Origin of the sequence: Allobosea sp. (assembly GCF_017308015.1) — a bacterium.
In the GTDB taxonomy this organism is placed as follows: Bacteria; Pseudomonadota; Alphaproteobacteria; order Rhizobiales; family Beijerinckiaceae; genus Allobosea.
On record NZ_JAFKFW010000017.1, the window covers coordinates 40756 to 56656 of the forward strand.

Below are 15901 nucleotides of genomic sequence, written 5' to 3' on the forward strand. Positions count from 1 at the left end.
CCATGGATCTGAGCGAAGACGTCACGTTGGAAGTGGATGGGCTCCGGCTCCGGGGCTTCCAAGAAGTCAATATCAGCCGATCGCTCAACGACGCTACGATCTCCTTCGGCTTGCGGGTGACGAACCCGGCCTGGAGCGCCGACGCGTTTGCCATCCGGTTCGCCAAGGAAGTGGTCCTCAAGGCGGCAGGCGAGACGCTTTGCCGCGGCACGGTGGATGACTTCGAAAGCGAATGCGAGGAGGACAAGCGCGAGGTCCGGATATCCGGCAAGTCGAAAGGCGTGCTCGCTGTTCGGCACCCTCCCGTGAAGCACAAGACGGGTCGCATCGAGAACAAAGACCTGCTGATGGTCGCCAAGGAGTTCACTGAGACCGGCGTCGAATGGAAGTCAGATACGAAGTTGACACCGATCGCGATGGTCCAGCGCAATCCGCTGGATACCGTCTTCGACACCGTGGAACGCTATGCACGAGCTCAAGGTGTCATGCTGACGGGGCAGCCCGACGGCTCGATTCTTCTAACTCGCGGGAGCGACAAGCGCCACGGAGGCGAACTCGCTGAAGGCGTTCGGCCGATGACCAAATACAAGATCAAGGTCAGCCAATCGAAGAAGGCCTCGCCATCCGTCGTCCGCAATCAGAGGCGGATGGGCGTCACACCGAAGCAGTTGCGATCCGAAGAACAGGTTTTCGATCCGAGTGTCGGCACGTTTCGACCGGCAATCATCCTCGGCGAGACTGACATGGACCAGCGCCAGGCCAAGAATGCCGGCGAGTGGCAGCGCCTGCGCCAGAACGCGAACGGCGGACTTTCGGCCACGATCAGTGTATCAGGCTGGCGCGATCCAGACGGCACCATTTGGGAGCCGGGCCGCCTGATCTTCCTGCGCATCCCGTCGGAGCGCGTCGAGCAGGACATGCGGATCGAGAGCCTCACGCTCACGCAAAGCCTTCGCGACGGCACCACGGCCGAACTGACGCTCGTCGATCCCAACACGACTGGCTCGCAGAGCAAGAGTGGCAAAGCCGGCACGAACCGGAACAAAAGCGATAGCCGATACGAGGTGAAGGCTCCTTCCTTCGTGGAAAGCGTTAGCCCGACGGATCAGTGATGGATATCTTCCGGTTCGAACTCGGCGAGATCGACGACAGCGGCGATCAGCAGCTCCTGCGTGGGTTCGGCCTGCCGGGTGAGGAGTTCGCCAAGGCGCCGCGCATCATGCCGCATGGCTTGGCCAGCCGGCCGCCGAAGGGCTCGCATGGCATCGGCATCGCCGTGAATGGCCGCCGCGACGAGGTGGTCGTTCTCGGGCTCGAGCAGCCGGGATCGAGGCCGAAGAACCTGCCGGACGGTGGGACCACGCTTTACGACGCCAGCGGCAACAAGCTCGAGCTTTCATCCGCCGGCGGGAACCTCGACACAGGGGCACAGCCCTTCGCCATGAAGTCCGGCCAGTTCACAATCGAGGCGACCGAGATCGTCCTCAAGGTTGGCGATACCGTCATCCGCCTCCGGGATGGTCGCATCGATCTGGGCGCGATGACCGCGCCGAACCGGGTGCTCACCGAGGGCGGCCCTTCCAGCACCGTTTACGCGGTTCTCTGAGATGCTGACAATCTCCTATGCCGAGCGGGTCTCCCCCGCCGGGCTGGCCCCGCCTGACATCGGTTGGTCCGGCACGGTCGGCGATTTCATAGAGGACCCGGTTTTTGGCCTGGTCACTGGGAATCCGATACGCACGGCAATTCTGATGTTGCTGTACACGAACGTCGCCTGTGATCCCTCGGAGCTTCGCTTCGAGCACGGCGGTGATCGGCGAGGCTGGGCCGGGGACGGCTTCGGTATCGACCCGCGTCGTGGCGAGCAACCCTTGGGTTCAACGCTCTGGCTGCTTCGCCGGCAGAAGCTGAACCCTGTGATCGCGCGCAAGGCCGAGGTCGAGGCGGTGAGGGCACTTCAACCGCTTGTCCGCCAGAAAATCGCGACTTCCGTGAAAGCATCCGGGGCGATTGCTGGCGCCAATGATCGCCTGGAACTGGCAATTGACCTGACGGCCAAGGACGGCCGGCCGGTGTTCTCTGATCGCTTTGATATCCTCTGGAAGGCGGTGGCCTGATGGCTCTACCCACCAGCACCGTTGATGCCTGGCATACGAAGTTCAAGGCATTCTATCGCGGCATTGTTGGCGCCGTCGTCGACATTTGGCCGAATACCTGGGCCGTCACGGCGAAGGTGCTCGCCCTCCTAGCGCGCGAGGTCGATCTTCGCTTGGCGGTGCTCTATCGGCAGGTGCTGGTCTCGACATCGGATGGCGACTATGTGCGCCGCCACGCTTTCGAGTACGGAATCGCCAGTCGCGCGGCTGGTCGTGCGAGTGGTGACCTCGTCGTGACCGCCCTCGGCGCGGGGACGATTCCGGAGGGCATCGCATTCCAGCGGGATGACGGCGCTCTCTTCCTGACGAACGCTTCGGCAATCGCCACGGCGGGGCCAGTGACGCTGTCGGTGCAAGCCGATGTCGCCGGGCTGGCCGGCAACACCCCGGACGGGGCGACCCTGACCCTGATCTCGACATCGCCGGTCGCGCTCAGCGGTGGCATTGGAGCAGTTTCAGGTGGCCTCGGCGGCGGGACCGCGACTGAGGATGTTGAAGACCTCCGCCAGCGCGTGCTCCAGCGGAAGCGGAACCCGCCTCAGGGTGGTTCGGCAAGCGATTGGGAGCGGTGGGCTCGGGAAGTGCCAGGCGTCGATCGGGTTTTCGTGGACAGCTTCTCGAACACCGACCGCAGGGTCTGGATCGCAGTCACCTTTGAGGACCGCGTGAATGGCATTCCGAACTCCGGCGACGTCGCCGCGGTTCAGGCTCACCTCGAGGATCCGAACCTTCGCCCAGTCACCGCGCGCGTCACGGTAGTCCCTCCGACGGCAGTCCCTGTGAACATCGCGGCAACTGGGGTCGAGCCACTGACCACGCAAGTTGAGGCGGCGATTAAGGCTGAGCTCGCGGCTGTGTTCGCGGAACGCATGTTGGTGGCTCGTCCGAACCATCCTTTCGTCCTGCCCCGCGCTTGGCTCAGCGAAGCGATTTCCCGTGCGATCGGCGAGGATCGTCACACGCTCACGGCACCGGCAACCGACCTGACTTTCACCACGCCCGGGGAGCTTCCTGTCCTCGGCAATGTGACGCTGACCTGACCGATGCCGACCACATGGCCTTGCGATGCGCTCCCAACAGAAGCGCCATCGATCAATGACGTCCTGTCGAACCCTACCGGCGACAGCCTGCTGCCTCAGGTGTTGGCGAGTGCGCCGCGAGGGGAGGCGTGGGGCACCGATGAAGCCGGCGACGGCAATGGAGCCTCTCCGGTCCAGCTGAAATTCTGGCGTGGCATTTCGGCCTGCTTGGCCGAGATGTTCCGGTGGTCGTTCGAGGTGACGACTCAGGCCTTCCCAACGGCAATCACGTTCAGCCTGGCGGATTGGGAGTATGAGTTGGGGCTGCCAGACCCTTGCGGCTCCGACGCTCTTGGGTTCGAGGCAAGGAAGGCGGCCGTCCGCGCGAAGCTGGCTGCGCAAGGTGGATCGTCGCCCGGCTACTTCATCTGCGTCGCGCGAGCGGCTGGCTACGACATCACGATCGATGAGCCGACCGGCTTCGAGCTTGGCATGGGCGGCTCGGAGCTTGGCGACGATAGCGACGAGTTGACCGCCACGAATCCTGAGACCGTCTGGATTGTCCGCCCTGAAGGCTACCGCATGTTCGAGTTCGAGCTCGGCCCTGGCGGCGGAGAGCTTGGCCCCGGCGGGACTCGCCTCGTGAGCTACACCGATATCGCCGGCTTGGAATGCCTCCTGCGCGGAATCGCGCCGGTCCACACGCAGCTCGTCTTCGCTTCAGCCTGAGAGATCGATCATGCAGTATATCGAGCCCGTCGGTGCGCAGGGGCCGGCGAACGACTTCGGCCGGGATTATGTTGACAAGAACGCAGGTCTTGGCATCGCCGGTTCATTCTTGGCGGCTGATGTGCCTGAGCACGTTCAGATCGAGATCCTGAACGCTATCGCAGGCTCCGGGCAAACACCCGCTGGCGCGAACCTGAAGCAGCTCGCCTACGCCATTCAGAAGGGCATGAACTATGCCGCGGCTACCGGAGGAGCGAATGCTTGGGCGATCACACTATCGCTCGCCCCGCTGGCCTACGCCGCTGGGCTGGAGGTCAATGTCGTCGTTCCCGGCACCAACACCAGCACGTCGGTCACAGCGAACATCAACAGCCTCGGCGTTAAGCCGGTCAAGAAGCGTGACGGCACCGATCCCGCGGTTGGCGATATCGTCGGAGGCTCAGCCTATCCGACGATCTACGATGGCACGAACATCCGCATTCTGACGCCGCTCCCGAGCGACATCGCGGCCCTGGTCGGTGTCAACAAGAGCCCCTTCAACGTCGCGCAGCTCAGCTTCACGACACGCACAGCGCTCAGCGGTACGGGTTTCGTCAGCTTCCAGAGCGGCTCGTATACGAAGAAGAGCGCCACCAGCGATCTTGTCGTCCGAGCCAGCACCAACCTATTCTCGACCGCAACCTATGCTGCCGCGATCATGCGCCTTGTCTTCGGTGCGACGACCCTGGAAGCCGTCGCGGGCAATTCGAACACGACGAGCAACCTGCCCAGCCCGACGACAGAGCGGAAGATCAGCGGCGTCGCGGCCGGCTCTGTGGCGTGGGCGATTTCGTTCGGCCGGAACGATGCGAACGCTTGGTCAAGCATCGTGAACCCGACTACGGCTGGCGATGGCGGCAACATGCCGGTGTCGACCGCGACGTCGCTTGTGATCCAAGAAATCGAGCCCTGATGGGCGCTATACAGCGATCTTCGACCGACCCAGCACTGCGAGCAGAGCATTCCGCCCGGCTTTTAGGGCCGGGTAGAGGAGCCGCGCTGCGGTCGGGCTGCGGAATATCGCGAAGTTAATCCGATTGATCAGGCCTGACGGGCTGGAAAGCATCGTCATGGCGTGAACGGCATCGGCGCCGTGGAACTGCTTCTCGCCAACCTCGACGACGAAGCCCTCGTTCACGTCGAGACCTTTCGCCTTGAGCTTGGCCACCTCGTCAGGGGCTGTGCGCAAGTCGACCAGTTCCACCTTGCCGGCTGCCTCGCGCAAGCGAACCAGCCGCACATAGGCGGAGCATGCGGGGCATTCCCCGTCATAGAGAATGCGGATGCCCTCAGGTGTAGATGTGGGGGCCATAGAACTCTAGTTCCTCGCCGGTCTTCGGGTCGGTCGTAACAAGCACGATCGAATATGGTTTCGGGCCCGCTTCGACCTCGTAGTAATATCGATCTCCAACCCATTTCCCTGGCAGGTCCATGAGTGGGCCCGACTGGCCCTTCCAATGTGAGGAGCGGTAGCGGAATTTCCAAGTCGCGCCGTCCAGACCGACTTGATCAATCGTCAGGTACGGCTGCTTGGGCGTCTCCAGCTTGAGGATCGGCCGTGCCGCCAGATAGGTCCCATCGGATTTGAGGATAGCGCGCAGCGCTCTGTGTGCGTCGAAGGGCATCGGACTCGCCGGATAGGCGGGGTAGATCATGAACCGGCCCCACAGGCGCAGTTCCGAATTCGCCGGCATCTGCTCGATGAAAACTCGCGTCGCCTCAAGTCGCTGGCGATATTCAGCAGCGGGGGCGTTGTCCGCGCCGTAATAAATTAGGTTATCCGGGAGCTGCGTGATGCGGCTTTCGCCGTTCTCGCAACGATAAAATAGCGGGTCGCTTGTCGTCGCTTTGCGGCTGATGGGGCTGTAGATCGCTTTGAGTTCGTCTCGCGATTTCCCTGTTACATTTACCCAGCGCCCACCGGATATGTCGCATGTCGGAGTGCGTATAGAGACGTCGCCATAAGGGTAGGCATAGGGCAGATGCTGTGTGTAGGGCCGCGTGGCGTAAGTGCCCGCATACATATCGAAATTGTCGAACGGGTAGGCCAAGTCCGTGCGTCCACGCTGGCCGACGATCTGTAGGCAGTAGTACCCGAGGAAGATCGCCCCCAAGACGAGCGGGAACGTTGGAAGCGATCCTGATCGGACGGATACCGGTGGCGATCGGCGGAACAACCAGTCCCAATCGATGAAAAGTACCGCAAGCGGTATCCACCACGGGTTCCAGACAGTCATGATCTCCCGCAGAGCGATGACGCCGCCAGCGAAGACCAGCGCTTCGAAAGCCCGCAGCAATGGGCGCCGCGGGAATAGGATCGCAGTAGCCGGCAAGAGCTGCATGACCATGTGGCCGAGCAGGGCGCCAATCCATAGAACCGGGTGGCTCCAGATCAACTCGACAAACCACGGAATGACGAACTCTTTCGGCGCCGTCCAGGTGATGGCGAGCGCGTTCCGAAGGTTGTCCGAGAAAATGTACCAGAAGCCGCCCTGAACGGCCTTCGTGAAGAAAGCGCCGAAATAGAAGAGAGCGACCGCTGCCTGCGCAAGCAGAACGGGCCAGGCGAGCAGATAAGTCTGGTGCGGCTCGATGCGGCCGAGCGGGTAGCGAGGCAGAACACGCCGCACGAGGCGGTCGAGCGATATGGACGCGTCGGCGCGGCCAAACATGATCGCCAAGCCTGCGAGGAAGATGACGTTGTACGGAGCGCTCCAGAAGGCTCCACGACCAGCATCCAAACTGGCGAGCATAGTCGTGGTGAGAACCGAGACGATCATCGCTGGGCGCGTGAGCAACCCGATGATCGCTAGCAACGTCGAAAAGAGTGCTAGGCGATCGATCACGCCCCAAGCGTCTGGTCCCGGCATCCAAAGCCGCAGCAGACCAAACCGATAGAACGGAATGTCGCCGAGGCTTTTTGCGTAAGCGACAACATCGCCGCCCGCCATCGCCTCTCTGACGATGAAGTAGACCCAGAGCGTCGAAGAAAAGATGGCAATGCGCGCGATGCCTATGGAAAGCGTCGCCGCCATCGGCTGCGATGAGTCGAGCTGCATGACGTGAACGAGAAGGCGCTTCGGCCAGCTCGCAGCATCTCTGATCTTCGCTGATCGTAGTACGCCAGTGTTCATTCCAACCGCTTCCTCAGGCCCGCGGCGCCATTAGCGCCCGCTGACGGTCGTTCGCAAGATCAAACCTGTTCCGAAAGGACCACTTATGCCCGACACCGCTGATGCTAGTGCAGCTGTCGACCAGCGCACGACCAAGCGCGTTTCTGCCAACTGGTCCGTGGCGATCATGCAGTCGGCAGGCGTCAGCTACGTCGCTGAAGCACGCGACGAGGCTGGCGAGCTCCTCGGCTACGACATCGATCCGCCGCTAACACAGAGCGCGTACGACGTGGTGGCGGAGGAGGTGCAGCGGGCCCAATTGCTTGGCTACGCGGCGGCGGCTCGCTACCGCAAGGAGACCGGCGGCATCAGCGTGGCCGGTCAGCCGATCGCGACCGATCGGGAGAGCCAGGCGCTCATCTCCGGCGCCTTCGCTCTGGTCCAGCAGCAGCCGCAGACGGTGATCCGCTTCAAGACGCCGGGCGGGTTCGTCACGCTCGATGCCGCCCAGATGTCGGCCATCGCCATCGCGGTCGCCCAGCACGTCCAGGCCTGTTTCGCGCTCGAGGCCGATGTCGCGGCGGACATTACATCCGGCGAGATCATCACCCCGGCCGAGATCGACGCCGCATTCGCCGCCTGATCGCTCCCCCGCCTCCACCAGACGTCTGAAAGGACCCTTCCATGGCCGGCTCCGCCTCCGACTATCTCGAAAAGAAACTCCTCGACCATTCGCTTGGCGTTGCCGCCTACACGATGCCGGCGAACGTGTTTCTCGCCCTGTTCACGGCCGATCCCGGCGAGGCCGGGCCCGGCACCGAGGTCGCCGGCAATGGCTATGCTCGCCAGTCGACCGCCTTCGCCGCGGCTGCAGCGGTCGGCGGCGTTATGACCGCGAAGAACTCCGCGGCGAAGACCTTCACGGCTGCGGGCGGCTCCTGGGGCACGATCACGCATTGGGCGCTGTTCGATGCGCTGAGCGCAGGCAATATGCTCTGGCATGCGGACCTCACCGCACCTCGCACGATCGGCGACGGGGACCAGTTGACCTTCGCCATCGACGCGCTCGCCATCGCGGCCGACTGATCATGTCGCGCTATGGCGGCTGCGGTGCCGGTCAGACCATTAGCGGCACGATCCCGTTCGTGCCGGGGTCGGAGATCATCCAGCCGTTCCTGATCGTGGCGGAGGCGACCATCGTCAACATCGCCGGCGGCACGGTGACGGCCGAGGTGCTGGTGTTCGGCGCCGTCGCCTTCAGCCCCGCAGTCGAAATCGAGGATGCAGCCCCCGCGCCGGAACTCGATCAGCAGCCGCATGGCGTCGTCAGGATCACCGAGGAGCAGACCGCCCTGATCCCCGATGGCGCGCTGCTGCGCGTGGTCTACGTCCAGGCCGGCGTGACGATGCCGGCTCTCAGCTGGTTGATGAAGAGGACGGTATGAGCCTGTCGGGACCGCGCATCATAACCGGGCGCCGCAAACTGCTGAAGGCAGTGCTCGTCGGAATTTCCGGCAATTTCCAGCGTGTCCGCCATCAGGGCGGCGGCGAGGCCAATCTGACCTGCGCGGCACTCGGCGAGGCTCGCCGGAGGCTGACCGCTTCCGGCGGCGCTGCGCTGGCCTTCGCTGCGTCTGGTGGCGCAGGCTCACCGACGAAATCCGGAGCTGGTGCTGCAGTACTTTCGACCCTCGCCGGCGGCGGGGCCTTTGCCCGCCGTGGCGCTATCGGTTCGGCAGCTCTGCTGACCGCGGCAGGCGGCATCGCCGCGGCGCGTCGCCAGGCTTCAGGGGCGGCTTCACTGCTCTCCGCAGCTGCCGGGGCAGCCCGTGCGCAGCGCTTCGCCACTGGCGTGGCCACCCTCACCACCTTTGGCACGGGTGGTGGGTCCGGCTCCGTCTCCGATCCCATCATCCAGAGCATCAACGCCAACGGCTGGAGCGTTACGACGACGAGCAGCCCGCCGACGATGCAGCCCGACGTGGCGCCAAAGTTCCTCTACGCGAGCCGGCAGGGCTTCGACCAGACCGGCGCGGCGAAGACCTATGTTGAGCCTATCGTTCTGACGCAGCGCCTGCGCCAGCCATATCCAAATCAGGCAAGCTTGACCTCCGATCAGGTCGTGCTCTCCGACTATCTCTATTCGACCGATACGGTCGTCGGTTCGGTCACAGGGGCGAGCACGGAGGCCAGCCCGAAGCCGATCGCGAACTGGGCTCGCGTCGATCGCCGTCTGGTGGGCAACAGTTTCCCGAAAGAATGGGCCGAAGTTCCGGCGTTTCATCGCAATGCCCGAAATGGCGAGCAAGTCGCCTGCGTCGTCTGGACGTGGACCGATGGTACCAACACTGTCACGGCGAAGGTCGGGGTCTCGGTGGTTTCGGCCGATCCTCTCGATCTCAGCGCGGTCATTGTTTATCGCCCGGCAGCCGACATCGACATCTCGTCGCTGACGAGCGGCCAGATCACCATGAACGCCAAGGTCTATCCTTGGATCGGGGATGCTTCCTCGGTGCTCGATAGCTCGGTTGGTTCGGCTAACAGCCGCGAGTTCTGCCCGCAGACCTTCACGAAGAACCCGACGCTCTTTGCCGCGCCATACTTCATCTATGTCGATAATGCGCTGGGCAATGACACGACCGGTGTGTGCTCGACGAATGCGGCGACGGCCGCAGCGACGCCTGCCTTGACGGTACCCGGCGCCATCGTCCGAGCTCGCGCCCAGATGCCGGGCAATCGCATCGATGGGCTGCGCATCAGGATCGTGAATGCGCAGACGATCAGCGCGGATGTCACCTTCAATACCTACCAAGACAACCACGAAGTCATCATCGAGCCGGCGCCGGGCGTCTCGCAAGCGACAGCGAACATCTCGTTCGGTGCGACCGCCAATCGCGCGACACAGCTTCAGTGGCTACGTCTCAAAGGCGTCTCGATGACGCGGGCGGGTCTGTTCGGCCTCACCGGCAAGACGACAGGCGCTTCCAAGCTCGTTCTTGAAAATGTCGCGCTTGATGCCGGGTCGCAAAACTCATCGCTGGTCGTGGCTTCGAATTTCGTCGCCTATCTGCATGGCGTCACGATCACTAATCCGGCCGCAAATCTGCTGACGGCCGGCACCAGTGAAATCCGCCTGCTGCGCGGTGTCGATTTCGGTACGATGAATGGTGGCGTCGGGACCTTGGTTGAGCGCTGGCTGATGTTGGGCTGCCTTTTCCGCGGCATCGCAACGACGCGCGGCGCTCGCAGCGACAGCGGGGCCATTGCGGCATTCACCAAGTTTCTGGGCTGCGGAGGCAGTGCCGCCATCCTCTCCTATGGCGCGTCTCAGGATGTGTCTGGCGCTGCTTTTGTCCAGAACGTCTGCGAGTGGGCGAGTGTTACGAGCAACCCGTTCTTCCGGCCCTCGGCGGACGGCGAGACCGGCAATGTCACGCATCTGGTGGTGCATCAAAACACCTTCGCCGGATTCAACGACTATGGGCGAGGCAATATCCTCTACAACGAGAGCACCGGCGCCAGGACGCACAAACTCTGCTCCTTCGTCGGGAACATCCACGTCCAGATCAACACCAAGCACGATGTCTTCAAGGCTGATGGCACGCGCATCCAGTCGTGGCCCTATGCCTTCGGCGTCGGCTGCGCTGGTGAATTTTCGCAGTTCTTCTCGGCCGGGGCGCCCGGCTTCGCGCCTGACTTCGGCGGGCTCAACGCCTCGCTCGGCACAAGCAATAGCGTCCGCAACGACCCGTTGTTCACAGCCCCGGCCGCGACCGCTTCGGGGCCATCGACCGGGGCTGGTGGTGGAGATTACACGCTGCAAGCCGGGTCTCCATGCATCGGCAGGGTGAAGGCTCCTGTTCTGGCCTTCGACCTCGCTGGCAATGCTCGAAGTGCTACGGCGTCGGCTGCTGGCGCATACGAGAGGGTGGCATGATCCTCTTGCTCGGCATCATCTGGCTCGCCTGCCTCGCCGTCTTTCTTGAGATGGCGGACAGGGCTCCAACGATCGATTGCATTGATTGGTAAGCGAACGCTAACGTTGCGCCATCATACTCACGCAACTCGGCTTTCGATCGCCTGATTTCCGGTCGAAGCTGGAGGCTCACGGTCGCGTTGCGTAAAAGACCGTCAATTAGACCCGGCTGAGGTGCGGCTTCAGTCGGGTCTTTTTAGTCCACGTACTTGCGCGATTAACGCAGTCTGCTCGTTTAGCGGGCAGATCCATGGACTCGATCGTTACGCTGCGTTATTGGAATGGTTAGCAAATTCTAGCGGGGGAGGTGTTAGTGGGCATGGCAATGATTTTTCGCGCTTTGCTGGCCAGTGCCGCAATGGCATTCGCTGGAGCGTTGCCTACGCAGGCAGCAATGGTTACCGTCCAGTTCTCAGGGCAAAATTGGGCAGCTCTTTTATCTGGCGGCGGCTATGTGGCAGATGCCACGCCCTTCTCTGGATCAATCACCTACGAGTCATCCACGCTTGGCGTGCCGTATTCTTCGCAAGGCACGCGATACAATGCTATCACTTCGGGTGCCTTCACCTACGGGGCAGATGTGTATACTGCAGTAAGTGGCTATATTGACGTCCATAACAGCCCGTCCGGCGGTGGAGCTGATGCTCTATTTTTCGTTCTGTTTGCGAACGGGCCGAGCTTCAATGGAGCAAATCCCTTTATCTCTTATGTCGCGCTTCGAGATTACACAGGCGTCGCCCTCTCAAGCCAATCTCTCCCAACCACATTCAGCTTGGCCACATTTGGTGGGTCGAATGATTTCTCGACTCAATACAATCATACTCCCGTTGGCTCCTCGCACCGTTATGGGACGGTGACAGATTTTGCTGCTGCCGTCCCCGAACCCTCCACCTGGGCGATGATGCTGGTTGGTTTTGCTGGCCTGGGCTACGCGGGTTATCGGAAGCGCAAGGCTACTCCGATCGCGGCCTGAACTTAGGCACAGATCTGGAATTCAGAGCCCGCCTTTATGGCGGGCTTTTTCATGAGCATCAGCCGAAGAACAGGCGCCATGCGGCCCACGCGAACGACCCTAGCCAAAGGGTCATCACGAGAGCTGCAAGTGCAAGGTAGATTGGAGCTATCAGCTTTTTCATCGACTATTTGATTGTGAGCAGCGACCCGGCCGGCGGTGCGGCCACCGGCCGGGCCAGCCAAAGACGGTCGTGAAGGTATGGCCAGTACCCGCCCTTAAACTATCAGATGACATTGACGTTCCGTCATTCAAACGATCGACGGCGTTAATTCGATGCGCTGAATCCATCACCCATTACAACGCATCGGAGATAGCGATGAGCGTGAGCGTCAAGGTGAAGCAGCTTGTCTGGAGCGAGCATAACCGTGCCGATATTTACTCGGTGAAGGAATATTTCGGACAGGGACCGACCGACTATTTCCTGTCGCGCGGCACTCAGGTTGTCGGCAACTTCAACACCGTGGCAGAGGCGAAGGCCGCTGCGCAGGCAGATCACGAGCGGCGCGTGCTGGGCTTCATCGAAGTCGCCTGAACCCCTCACCCATCTACAAGGCAGCTAAGTCCATGCTGAGCCTCGCCATCGTCTGGATGGTCTGCGCGGCGGTGTTCCTCGAACTCGCGGACAGATCGCCCGTCATCGACTGACCCGCCCGCCGCGCGCGGGCTTTTTCACATCCGGAGCAATTCATGGACACGACCGCAATTCAGCGGGCGCTGGTCGCGCTCGGCTATTCGCTTGCCGTCGACGACGTGATGGGGCCGAAGACGCGTGCTGCGTTGCAGACGTTCCAGCGCGGGTCAGGGCTGGCTGCTGATGGCGTGGTTGGGCCGCTGACAATCTCGGCACTCGATGCGGCCTTGGCGAGGAAGTCGGCCCCCGCTTCAGCCATCTTCACCTTGCCGCGGACGAAGCGCCGGATCGACGAGATCATAATCCACTGCACTGCGACGCCCGAAGGTCGCGGCGTCTCTGTCGAGACGATCCGTGGCTGGCACAAGGCTCAGGGTTGGAAGGACATCGGCTATCACTGGGTCGTGCTGCTCGACGGCACGGTGAAACCTGGCAGGCCTGAGGCTGAGATCGGATCTCATGTCGCCGGGCACAACACCGGCACCCTCGGCGTCGTCTACGTCGGCGGTGTGGCGGCCGACGGGAAGACCGCCAAGGACACCCGCACGCCGGCGCAGCGCGCGGCGCTCCTGTCGCACGTCAAGGCGCTGATCGCCCGCTATCCGACCATCAAGAGGGTCACCGGGCACAACCAGTACGCCAACAAAGCCTGTCCCAGCTTCGACGTCCGCAAGGACGAGCTCGGCCACCTCATCTGACCCCGCAGCGGCCGGGCCAGCCGCCAACCTGCTCATCATCATGGAGATCATCATGAACCGCATCTTCGCGGCGCTGGCGCTCGCCTGCGCCCTCGCTGTCTCCGCCTGCGTTCCGAAGGATGGTTCGGGGCCGGGCACCTCTGCCGAAGGCTGGCGTCAGATCGCGGCTGGCGCTGGTCAGGTCATCGGCCCGACCAAATACGACGAGAAGGTCGCCCAGGCCTCAGAGCAGCTCTCGCGCTACTGCGGCGCGCTCCGGGCCGTGGCGATGGGGGCCAGCATCTTCGCGCCGGAGAAGCATCAGGCACTCGCCAGGCAAGCCGCAGCCGCCGTCAACTCGGTCTGCGATAATCCGCCGGCCGATGTCGCCTCCGCGCTCGCCGCTGCAGCCAAGGCTTACGACGCCGTTCTCGCCGCCGGCCGCGCAACCAACATCCCCGTCACCGCCGCCGCAGGAGCCTGAACGATGTTCACCATGGAGCAATTCTGGAGCCTGGTCCGCACCCTCCTTCAGACCGCCGGCGCCGCGCTGGTCACCCGCGGCTATCTCGACGACGGCTCGATGCAGATCGTCGTTGGCGCGCTGATGACCCTCATCACGACCGGCTACAGCCTCTACATCCGCCGCAAGGCCGGCATCGTCGCGTCGGCGGCCGCGCTCCCGGAGGTGGCGCAGATCGTCACCACACCGGAGATCGCCCGCAAGGTCGAGGACCCGACCGTTACCACACGCTTCTGAGGGCTGGCCAATGCCCTCCCGCAATCATCCGCTTCCGACGCGGCTCTATCTCGGCATTGCCGATCACTTCCCTGCTCGGCGCTCAGAGTGGGTGCTTGCGGGGATCATGGTCGTCTGGGGCTGGCTCCTGGTCGGGCCCGCGCCGGTCTTCGCTCAATCCAAGGCATGGTCGCAGATGGCGGCCATGATGAACGAGGCGACCTGGGGCTGGCTAGCGATCGGCGTAGGGGCGTTCCGACTGCTCGCGCTGATCATCAACGGCACCTTCGCCGGCACATGGTACGGGCGCTGGTCGCCGCACGTTCGGGCCCTCGCGTCTTTCCTGACCTGCTTTCTATGGTTCCAGATCAGCTTCGGCCTCTGGGCTTCCGATGCGGCGACGACTGGCCTTGCTGTGTACCCCGGCCTGCTTGTGCTCGACGCGATGAACATCGTGGCGGCGATGAAGGATGCCGCGGGCATGGACAAGGCCGTATCGGATGGACGCTAGCCCACTCACCACCGAGAACATCGTCGCCACGGTCGTCGCCGGCTTCGGGATCGGCATCCTCGGCATCTGGAAGTACCTGAAGGAGCTCAAGAGCCCGACGACGGCCAGTGGCGACCGGATCATCCCCGGCCTGACGATCGCCGACATGCAGCCGATTCGGGACCTGGCCCTGGCGCAGGGGCGTAGCGCGGATGCGGCAGAGCGCACAGCGACGGCGCTGGAAAAGATGCTGGCCATCAGCCAGGAGCGCGCCGAGGACGCCGAGATCGTGCGTCGGGCCGAGATCCTCGCGCAAGAGATGTTGAAGCAATTACAGGTCACGACGCCAGCGCGGCGTAGGCGAGGAACCTGAGCGCCGCAGGCCCGTTCCTCCTGCTCCACCTAGCAAGGCTTACTTGGCCCCGCTGGCTTCGGCTGGCGGGGCTTTTTTTCGTTCGATGTCTTGCTGAAGCGACGCACTAATGGTTCCTTCCGTTGCGTCAAACTTCCTGCGAGGAGAACGATGATGTTGAGGCTTGTCATGGGAGTTGCCACAACGCTTGCTATCGTTATGCCGGCGACCGCTCAGCAAAAAAGCGGCAGTCAGGGACAGCGGGTCTATGCCTGCGAGGAAATTCACAAGCGTTGCGTCAATCGCTCCGCTGGACGATCCGGGGCCTGCGATGGCTATTTCGCCGATGCCAAGCGAACGGGGATCTGGCCGGCGTTTGGGCAGTCTCCTGCCGTCGCGTGCCGTCGATAAATTCATAATGGCAGTGCTCCGGCCCGGTCCCGCTCAGGCGGGGCCGGGCCTTTTTCGTTGCCCGCTGCGCGTCCGTGCGCATAGCTTGTCTGATCATGCCTTTGTCATCACTGCACGACCCAGCCGATCTTGCCCGCGCTCAAGGCGCTTTGGAAATCGCCTGGACACAGATCAAACCAACGGTTCGGGAAGAGGATCGCGAGCGCGAGTACATCCGGCTAGCCTGCATCGTCGCGTCGTACGCCCTCGTCGCTCTCGACGAGGATGATCTGGCGCAGCGAGCACTGGACCGAATTTCGCAGGGTTGATCTTCGCTCGCGGCCGATCACTGGACCGGCTGGGTCTTCGCCTGCTCCTGGCTGGCCTTCGCCAGCATCGCCTCGAGTTCGATCAGCGCGGTCATAGGCAGAACCAGGAGCAGGTCGGAATCTCCTCCTGTCTCGAATTTGATTGTCGCATCGCCGCGAGGGTCACTGCTCAGCGCGATGATGGCCGGCCTTACGACGGGAAGAACTACTGTCGGTTTGTCAGGCATGCCGAAAAGATAGCATTGC

Annotated in this window: 20 protein-coding genes; 17 read left to right on the forward strand and 3 right to left on the reverse strand. The window is 62.8% G+C overall.

Annotation, left to right across the window (positions count from 1 at the left end; genetic code table 11):
• Positions 1 to 2: 2 nt before the first annotated feature.
• The 6 genes from J0I42_RS15090 to J0I42_RS15115 are packed head-to-tail and all read left to right on the forward strand — an operon-like array spanning position 3 to position 4856.
• The gene (locus tag J0I42_RS15090; protein WP_291655899.1) at positions 3 to 1112 is read left to right on the forward strand and encodes a phage baseplate assembly protein; all 1110 of its coding nucleotides are present in this window, start codon (positions 3 to 5) and stop codon (positions 1110 to 1112) included.
• Positions 1112 to 1606: a phage baseplate assembly protein gene (locus J0I42_RS15095; RefSeq protein WP_291655900.1), complete on the forward strand. Its 495-nt coding sequence runs from the start codon at positions 1112 to 1114 to the stop codon at positions 1604 to 1606. Before J0I42_RS15090 ends, J0I42_RS15095 begins: the two co-directional genes overlap by 1 nt.
• 1 nt (position 1607) lies before the next feature.
• Positions 1608 to 2117 carry a phage GP46 family protein gene (locus J0I42_RS15100; protein ID WP_291655901.1) on the forward strand — a complete coding sequence of 170 codons (510 nt, stop codon included), beginning with the start codon at positions 1608 to 1610 and terminating at the stop codon, positions 2115 to 2117.
• Positions 2117 to 3196 carry a baseplate J/gp47 family protein gene (locus tag J0I42_RS15105; protein ID WP_291655902.1) on the forward strand — a complete coding sequence of 360 codons (1080 nt, stop codon included), beginning with the start codon at positions 2117 to 2119 and terminating at the stop codon, positions 3194 to 3196. The genes J0I42_RS15100 and J0I42_RS15105 overlap by 1 nt, the downstream gene beginning before the upstream one ends.
• A 3-nt stretch (positions 3197 to 3199) precedes the next feature.
• Positions 3200 to 3904 (forward strand): putative phage tail protein, encoded by a 705-nt coding sequence (locus J0I42_RS15110; protein WP_291655904.1) that lies wholly within the window; start codon positions 3200 to 3202, stop codon positions 3902 to 3904.
• Between the two features lie 10 nt (positions 3905 to 3914).
• The gene (locus J0I42_RS15115; protein WP_291655905.1) at positions 3915 to 4856 is read left to right on the forward strand and encodes a hypothetical protein; all 942 of its coding nucleotides are present in this window, start codon (positions 3915 to 3917) and stop codon (positions 4854 to 4856) included.
• A gap of 6 nt (positions 4857 to 4862) precedes the next feature.
• Here the strand turns inward: J0I42_RS15115 and J0I42_RS15120 are convergent, their stop codons facing one another.
• Both J0I42_RS15120 and J0I42_RS15125 read right to left on the reverse strand, forming a co-directional pair.
• Positions 4863 to 5255: a DCC1-like thiol-disulfide oxidoreductase family protein gene (locus J0I42_RS15120; RefSeq protein WP_291655906.1), complete on the reverse strand. Its 393-nt coding sequence runs from the start codon at positions 5253 to 5255 to the stop codon at positions 4863 to 4865.
• A complete protein-coding gene (locus tag J0I42_RS15125) occupies positions 5233 to 7077 on the reverse strand; it encodes a hypothetical protein (protein ID WP_291655907.1) in 1845 nt (614 codons plus the stop codon). Before J0I42_RS15125 ends, J0I42_RS15120 begins: the two co-directional genes overlap by 23 nt.
• 166 nt (positions 7078 to 7243) lie before the next feature.
• Here J0I42_RS15125 and J0I42_RS15130 point away from each other — a divergent pair, with 166 nt between their 5' ends.
• From J0I42_RS15130 to J0I42_RS15180, 11 genes are all read left to right on the forward strand, one after another.
• A complete protein-coding gene (locus J0I42_RS15130) occupies positions 7244 to 7699 on the forward strand; it encodes a DUF4376 domain-containing protein (protein WP_291655998.1) in 456 nt (151 codons plus the stop codon).
• A 41-nt stretch (positions 7700 to 7740) separates the two neighbouring features.
• The gene (locus J0I42_RS15135) at positions 7741 to 8142 is read left to right on the forward strand and encodes a phage tail fiber protein (protein WP_291655908.1); all 402 of its coding nucleotides are present in this window, start codon (positions 7741 to 7743) and stop codon (positions 8140 to 8142) included.
• A 2-nt stretch (positions 8143 to 8144) separates the two neighbouring features.
• Entirely contained in the window at positions 8145 to 8501 is a 357-nt protein-coding gene (locus J0I42_RS15140) for a hypothetical protein (RefSeq protein ID WP_291655909.1), read from the forward strand.
• Entirely contained in the window at positions 8498 to 10993 is a 2496-nt protein-coding gene (locus tag J0I42_RS15145; RefSeq protein ID WP_291655910.1) for a hypothetical protein, read from the forward strand. Before J0I42_RS15140 ends, J0I42_RS15145 begins: the two co-directional genes overlap by 4 nt.
• A 358-nt stretch (positions 10994 to 11351) precedes the next feature.
• Complete coding sequence (locus tag J0I42_RS15150) at positions 11352 to 12005, forward strand: PEPxxWA-CTERM sorting domain-containing protein (protein ID WP_291655911.1); 654 nt, start codon at positions 11352 to 11354, stop codon at positions 12003 to 12005.
• A 358-nt stretch (positions 12006 to 12363) separates the two neighbouring features.
• Positions 12364 to 12579 carry a hypothetical protein gene (locus J0I42_RS15155; protein ID WP_291655912.1) on the forward strand — a complete coding sequence of 72 codons (216 nt, stop codon included), beginning with the start codon at positions 12364 to 12366 and terminating at the stop codon, positions 12577 to 12579.
• Between the two features lie 155 nt (positions 12580 to 12734).
• A complete protein-coding gene (locus J0I42_RS15160) occupies positions 12735 to 13376 on the forward strand; it encodes a peptidoglycan recognition protein family protein (protein ID WP_291655913.1) in 642 nt (213 codons plus the stop codon).
• A gap of 52 nt (positions 13377 to 13428) precedes the next feature.
• On the forward strand, positions 13429 to 13839 hold the full coding sequence (locus J0I42_RS15165; protein WP_291655915.1) for a hypothetical protein: 411 nt from the start codon (positions 13429 to 13431) through the stop codon (positions 13837 to 13839).
• 3 nt (positions 13840 to 13842) lie between these two features.
• Positions 13843 to 14115: a Pam3-gp28 family putative phage holin gene (locus J0I42_RS15170; protein ID WP_291655917.1), complete on the forward strand. Its 273-nt coding sequence runs from the start codon at positions 13843 to 13845 to the stop codon at positions 14113 to 14115.
• Between the two features lie 10 nt (positions 14116 to 14125).
• Positions 14126 to 14605: a hypothetical protein gene (locus J0I42_RS15175; protein WP_291655918.1), complete on the forward strand. Its 480-nt coding sequence runs from the start codon at positions 14126 to 14128 to the stop codon at positions 14603 to 14605.
• Complete coding sequence (locus J0I42_RS15180; RefSeq protein WP_291655919.1) at positions 14595 to 14957, forward strand: hypothetical protein; 363 nt, start codon at positions 14595 to 14597, stop codon at positions 14955 to 14957. The genes J0I42_RS15175 and J0I42_RS15180 overlap by 11 nt, the downstream gene beginning before the upstream one ends.
• 715 nt (positions 14958 to 15672) lie before the next feature.
• Here J0I42_RS15180 and J0I42_RS15185 read toward each other — a convergent pair.
• Positions 15673 to 15882 carry a hypothetical protein gene (locus J0I42_RS15185; RefSeq protein WP_291655920.1) on the reverse strand — a complete coding sequence of 70 codons (210 nt, stop codon included), beginning with the start codon at positions 15880 to 15882 and terminating at the stop codon, positions 15673 to 15675.
• Positions 15883 to 15901: the final 19 nt, after the last annotated feature.

Bases quoted from the DNA above. Each gene is read 5' to 3' on its own strand.
- J0I42_RS15090 (WP_291655899.1), top strand. From the start codon at position 3: ATGGATCTGAGCGAAGACGTCACGTTGGAAGTGGATGGGCTCCGGCTC.
- J0I42_RS15095 (WP_291655900.1), top strand. From the start codon at position 1,112: ATGGATATCTTCCGGTTCGAACTCGGCGAGATCGACGACAGCGGCGAT.
- J0I42_RS15100 (WP_291655901.1), top strand. From the start codon at position 1,608: ATGCTGACAATCTCCTATGCCGAGCGGGTCTCCCCCGCCGGGCTGGCC.
- J0I42_RS15105 (WP_291655902.1), top strand. From the start codon at position 2,117: ATGGCTCTACCCACCAGCACCGTTGATGCCTGGCATACGAAGTTCAAG.
- J0I42_RS15110 (WP_291655904.1), top strand. From the start codon at position 3,200: ATGCCGACCACATGGCCTTGCGATGCGCTCCCAACAGAAGCGCCATCG.
- J0I42_RS15115 (WP_291655905.1), top strand. From the start codon at position 3,915: ATGCAGTATATCGAGCCCGTCGGTGCGCAGGGGCCGGCGAACGACTTC.
- J0I42_RS15120 (WP_291655906.1), bottom strand. From the start codon at position 5,255: ATGGCCCCCACATCTACACCTGAGGGCATCCGCATTCTCTATGACGGG.
- J0I42_RS15125 (WP_291655907.1), bottom strand. From the start codon at position 7,077: ATGAACACTGGCGTACTACGATCAGCGAAGATCAGAGATGCTGCGAGC.
- J0I42_RS15130 (WP_291655998.1), top strand. From the start codon at position 7,244: ATGCAGTCGGCAGGCGTCAGCTACGTCGCTGAAGCACGCGACGAGGCT.
- J0I42_RS15135 (WP_291655908.1), top strand. From the start codon at position 7,741: ATGGCCGGCTCCGCCTCCGACTATCTCGAAAAGAAACTCCTCGACCAT.
- J0I42_RS15140 (WP_291655909.1), top strand. From the start codon at position 8,145: ATGTCGCGCTATGGCGGCTGCGGTGCCGGTCAGACCATTAGCGGCACG.
- J0I42_RS15145 (WP_291655910.1), top strand. From the start codon at position 8,498: ATGAGCCTGTCGGGACCGCGCATCATAACCGGGCGCCGCAAACTGCTG.
- J0I42_RS15150 (WP_291655911.1), top strand. From the start codon at position 11,352: ATGGCAATGATTTTTCGCGCTTTGCTGGCCAGTGCCGCAATGGCATTC.
- J0I42_RS15155 (WP_291655912.1), top strand. From the start codon at position 12,364: ATGAGCGTGAGCGTCAAGGTGAAGCAGCTTGTCTGGAGCGAGCATAAC.
- J0I42_RS15160 (WP_291655913.1), top strand. From the start codon at position 12,735: ATGGACACGACCGCAATTCAGCGGGCGCTGGTCGCGCTCGGCTATTCG.
- J0I42_RS15165 (WP_291655915.1), top strand. From the start codon at position 13,429: ATGAACCGCATCTTCGCGGCGCTGGCGCTCGCCTGCGCCCTCGCTGTC.
- J0I42_RS15170 (WP_291655917.1), top strand. From the start codon at position 13,843: ATGTTCACCATGGAGCAATTCTGGAGCCTGGTCCGCACCCTCCTTCAG.
- J0I42_RS15175 (WP_291655918.1), top strand. From the start codon at position 14,126: ATGCCCTCCCGCAATCATCCGCTTCCGACGCGGCTCTATCTCGGCATT.
- J0I42_RS15180 (WP_291655919.1), top strand. From the start codon at position 14,595: ATGGACGCTAGCCCACTCACCACCGAGAACATCGTCGCCACGGTCGTC.
- J0I42_RS15185 (WP_291655920.1), bottom strand. From the start codon at position 15,882: ATGCCTGACAAACCGACAGTAGTTCTTCCCGTCGTAAGGCCGGCCATC.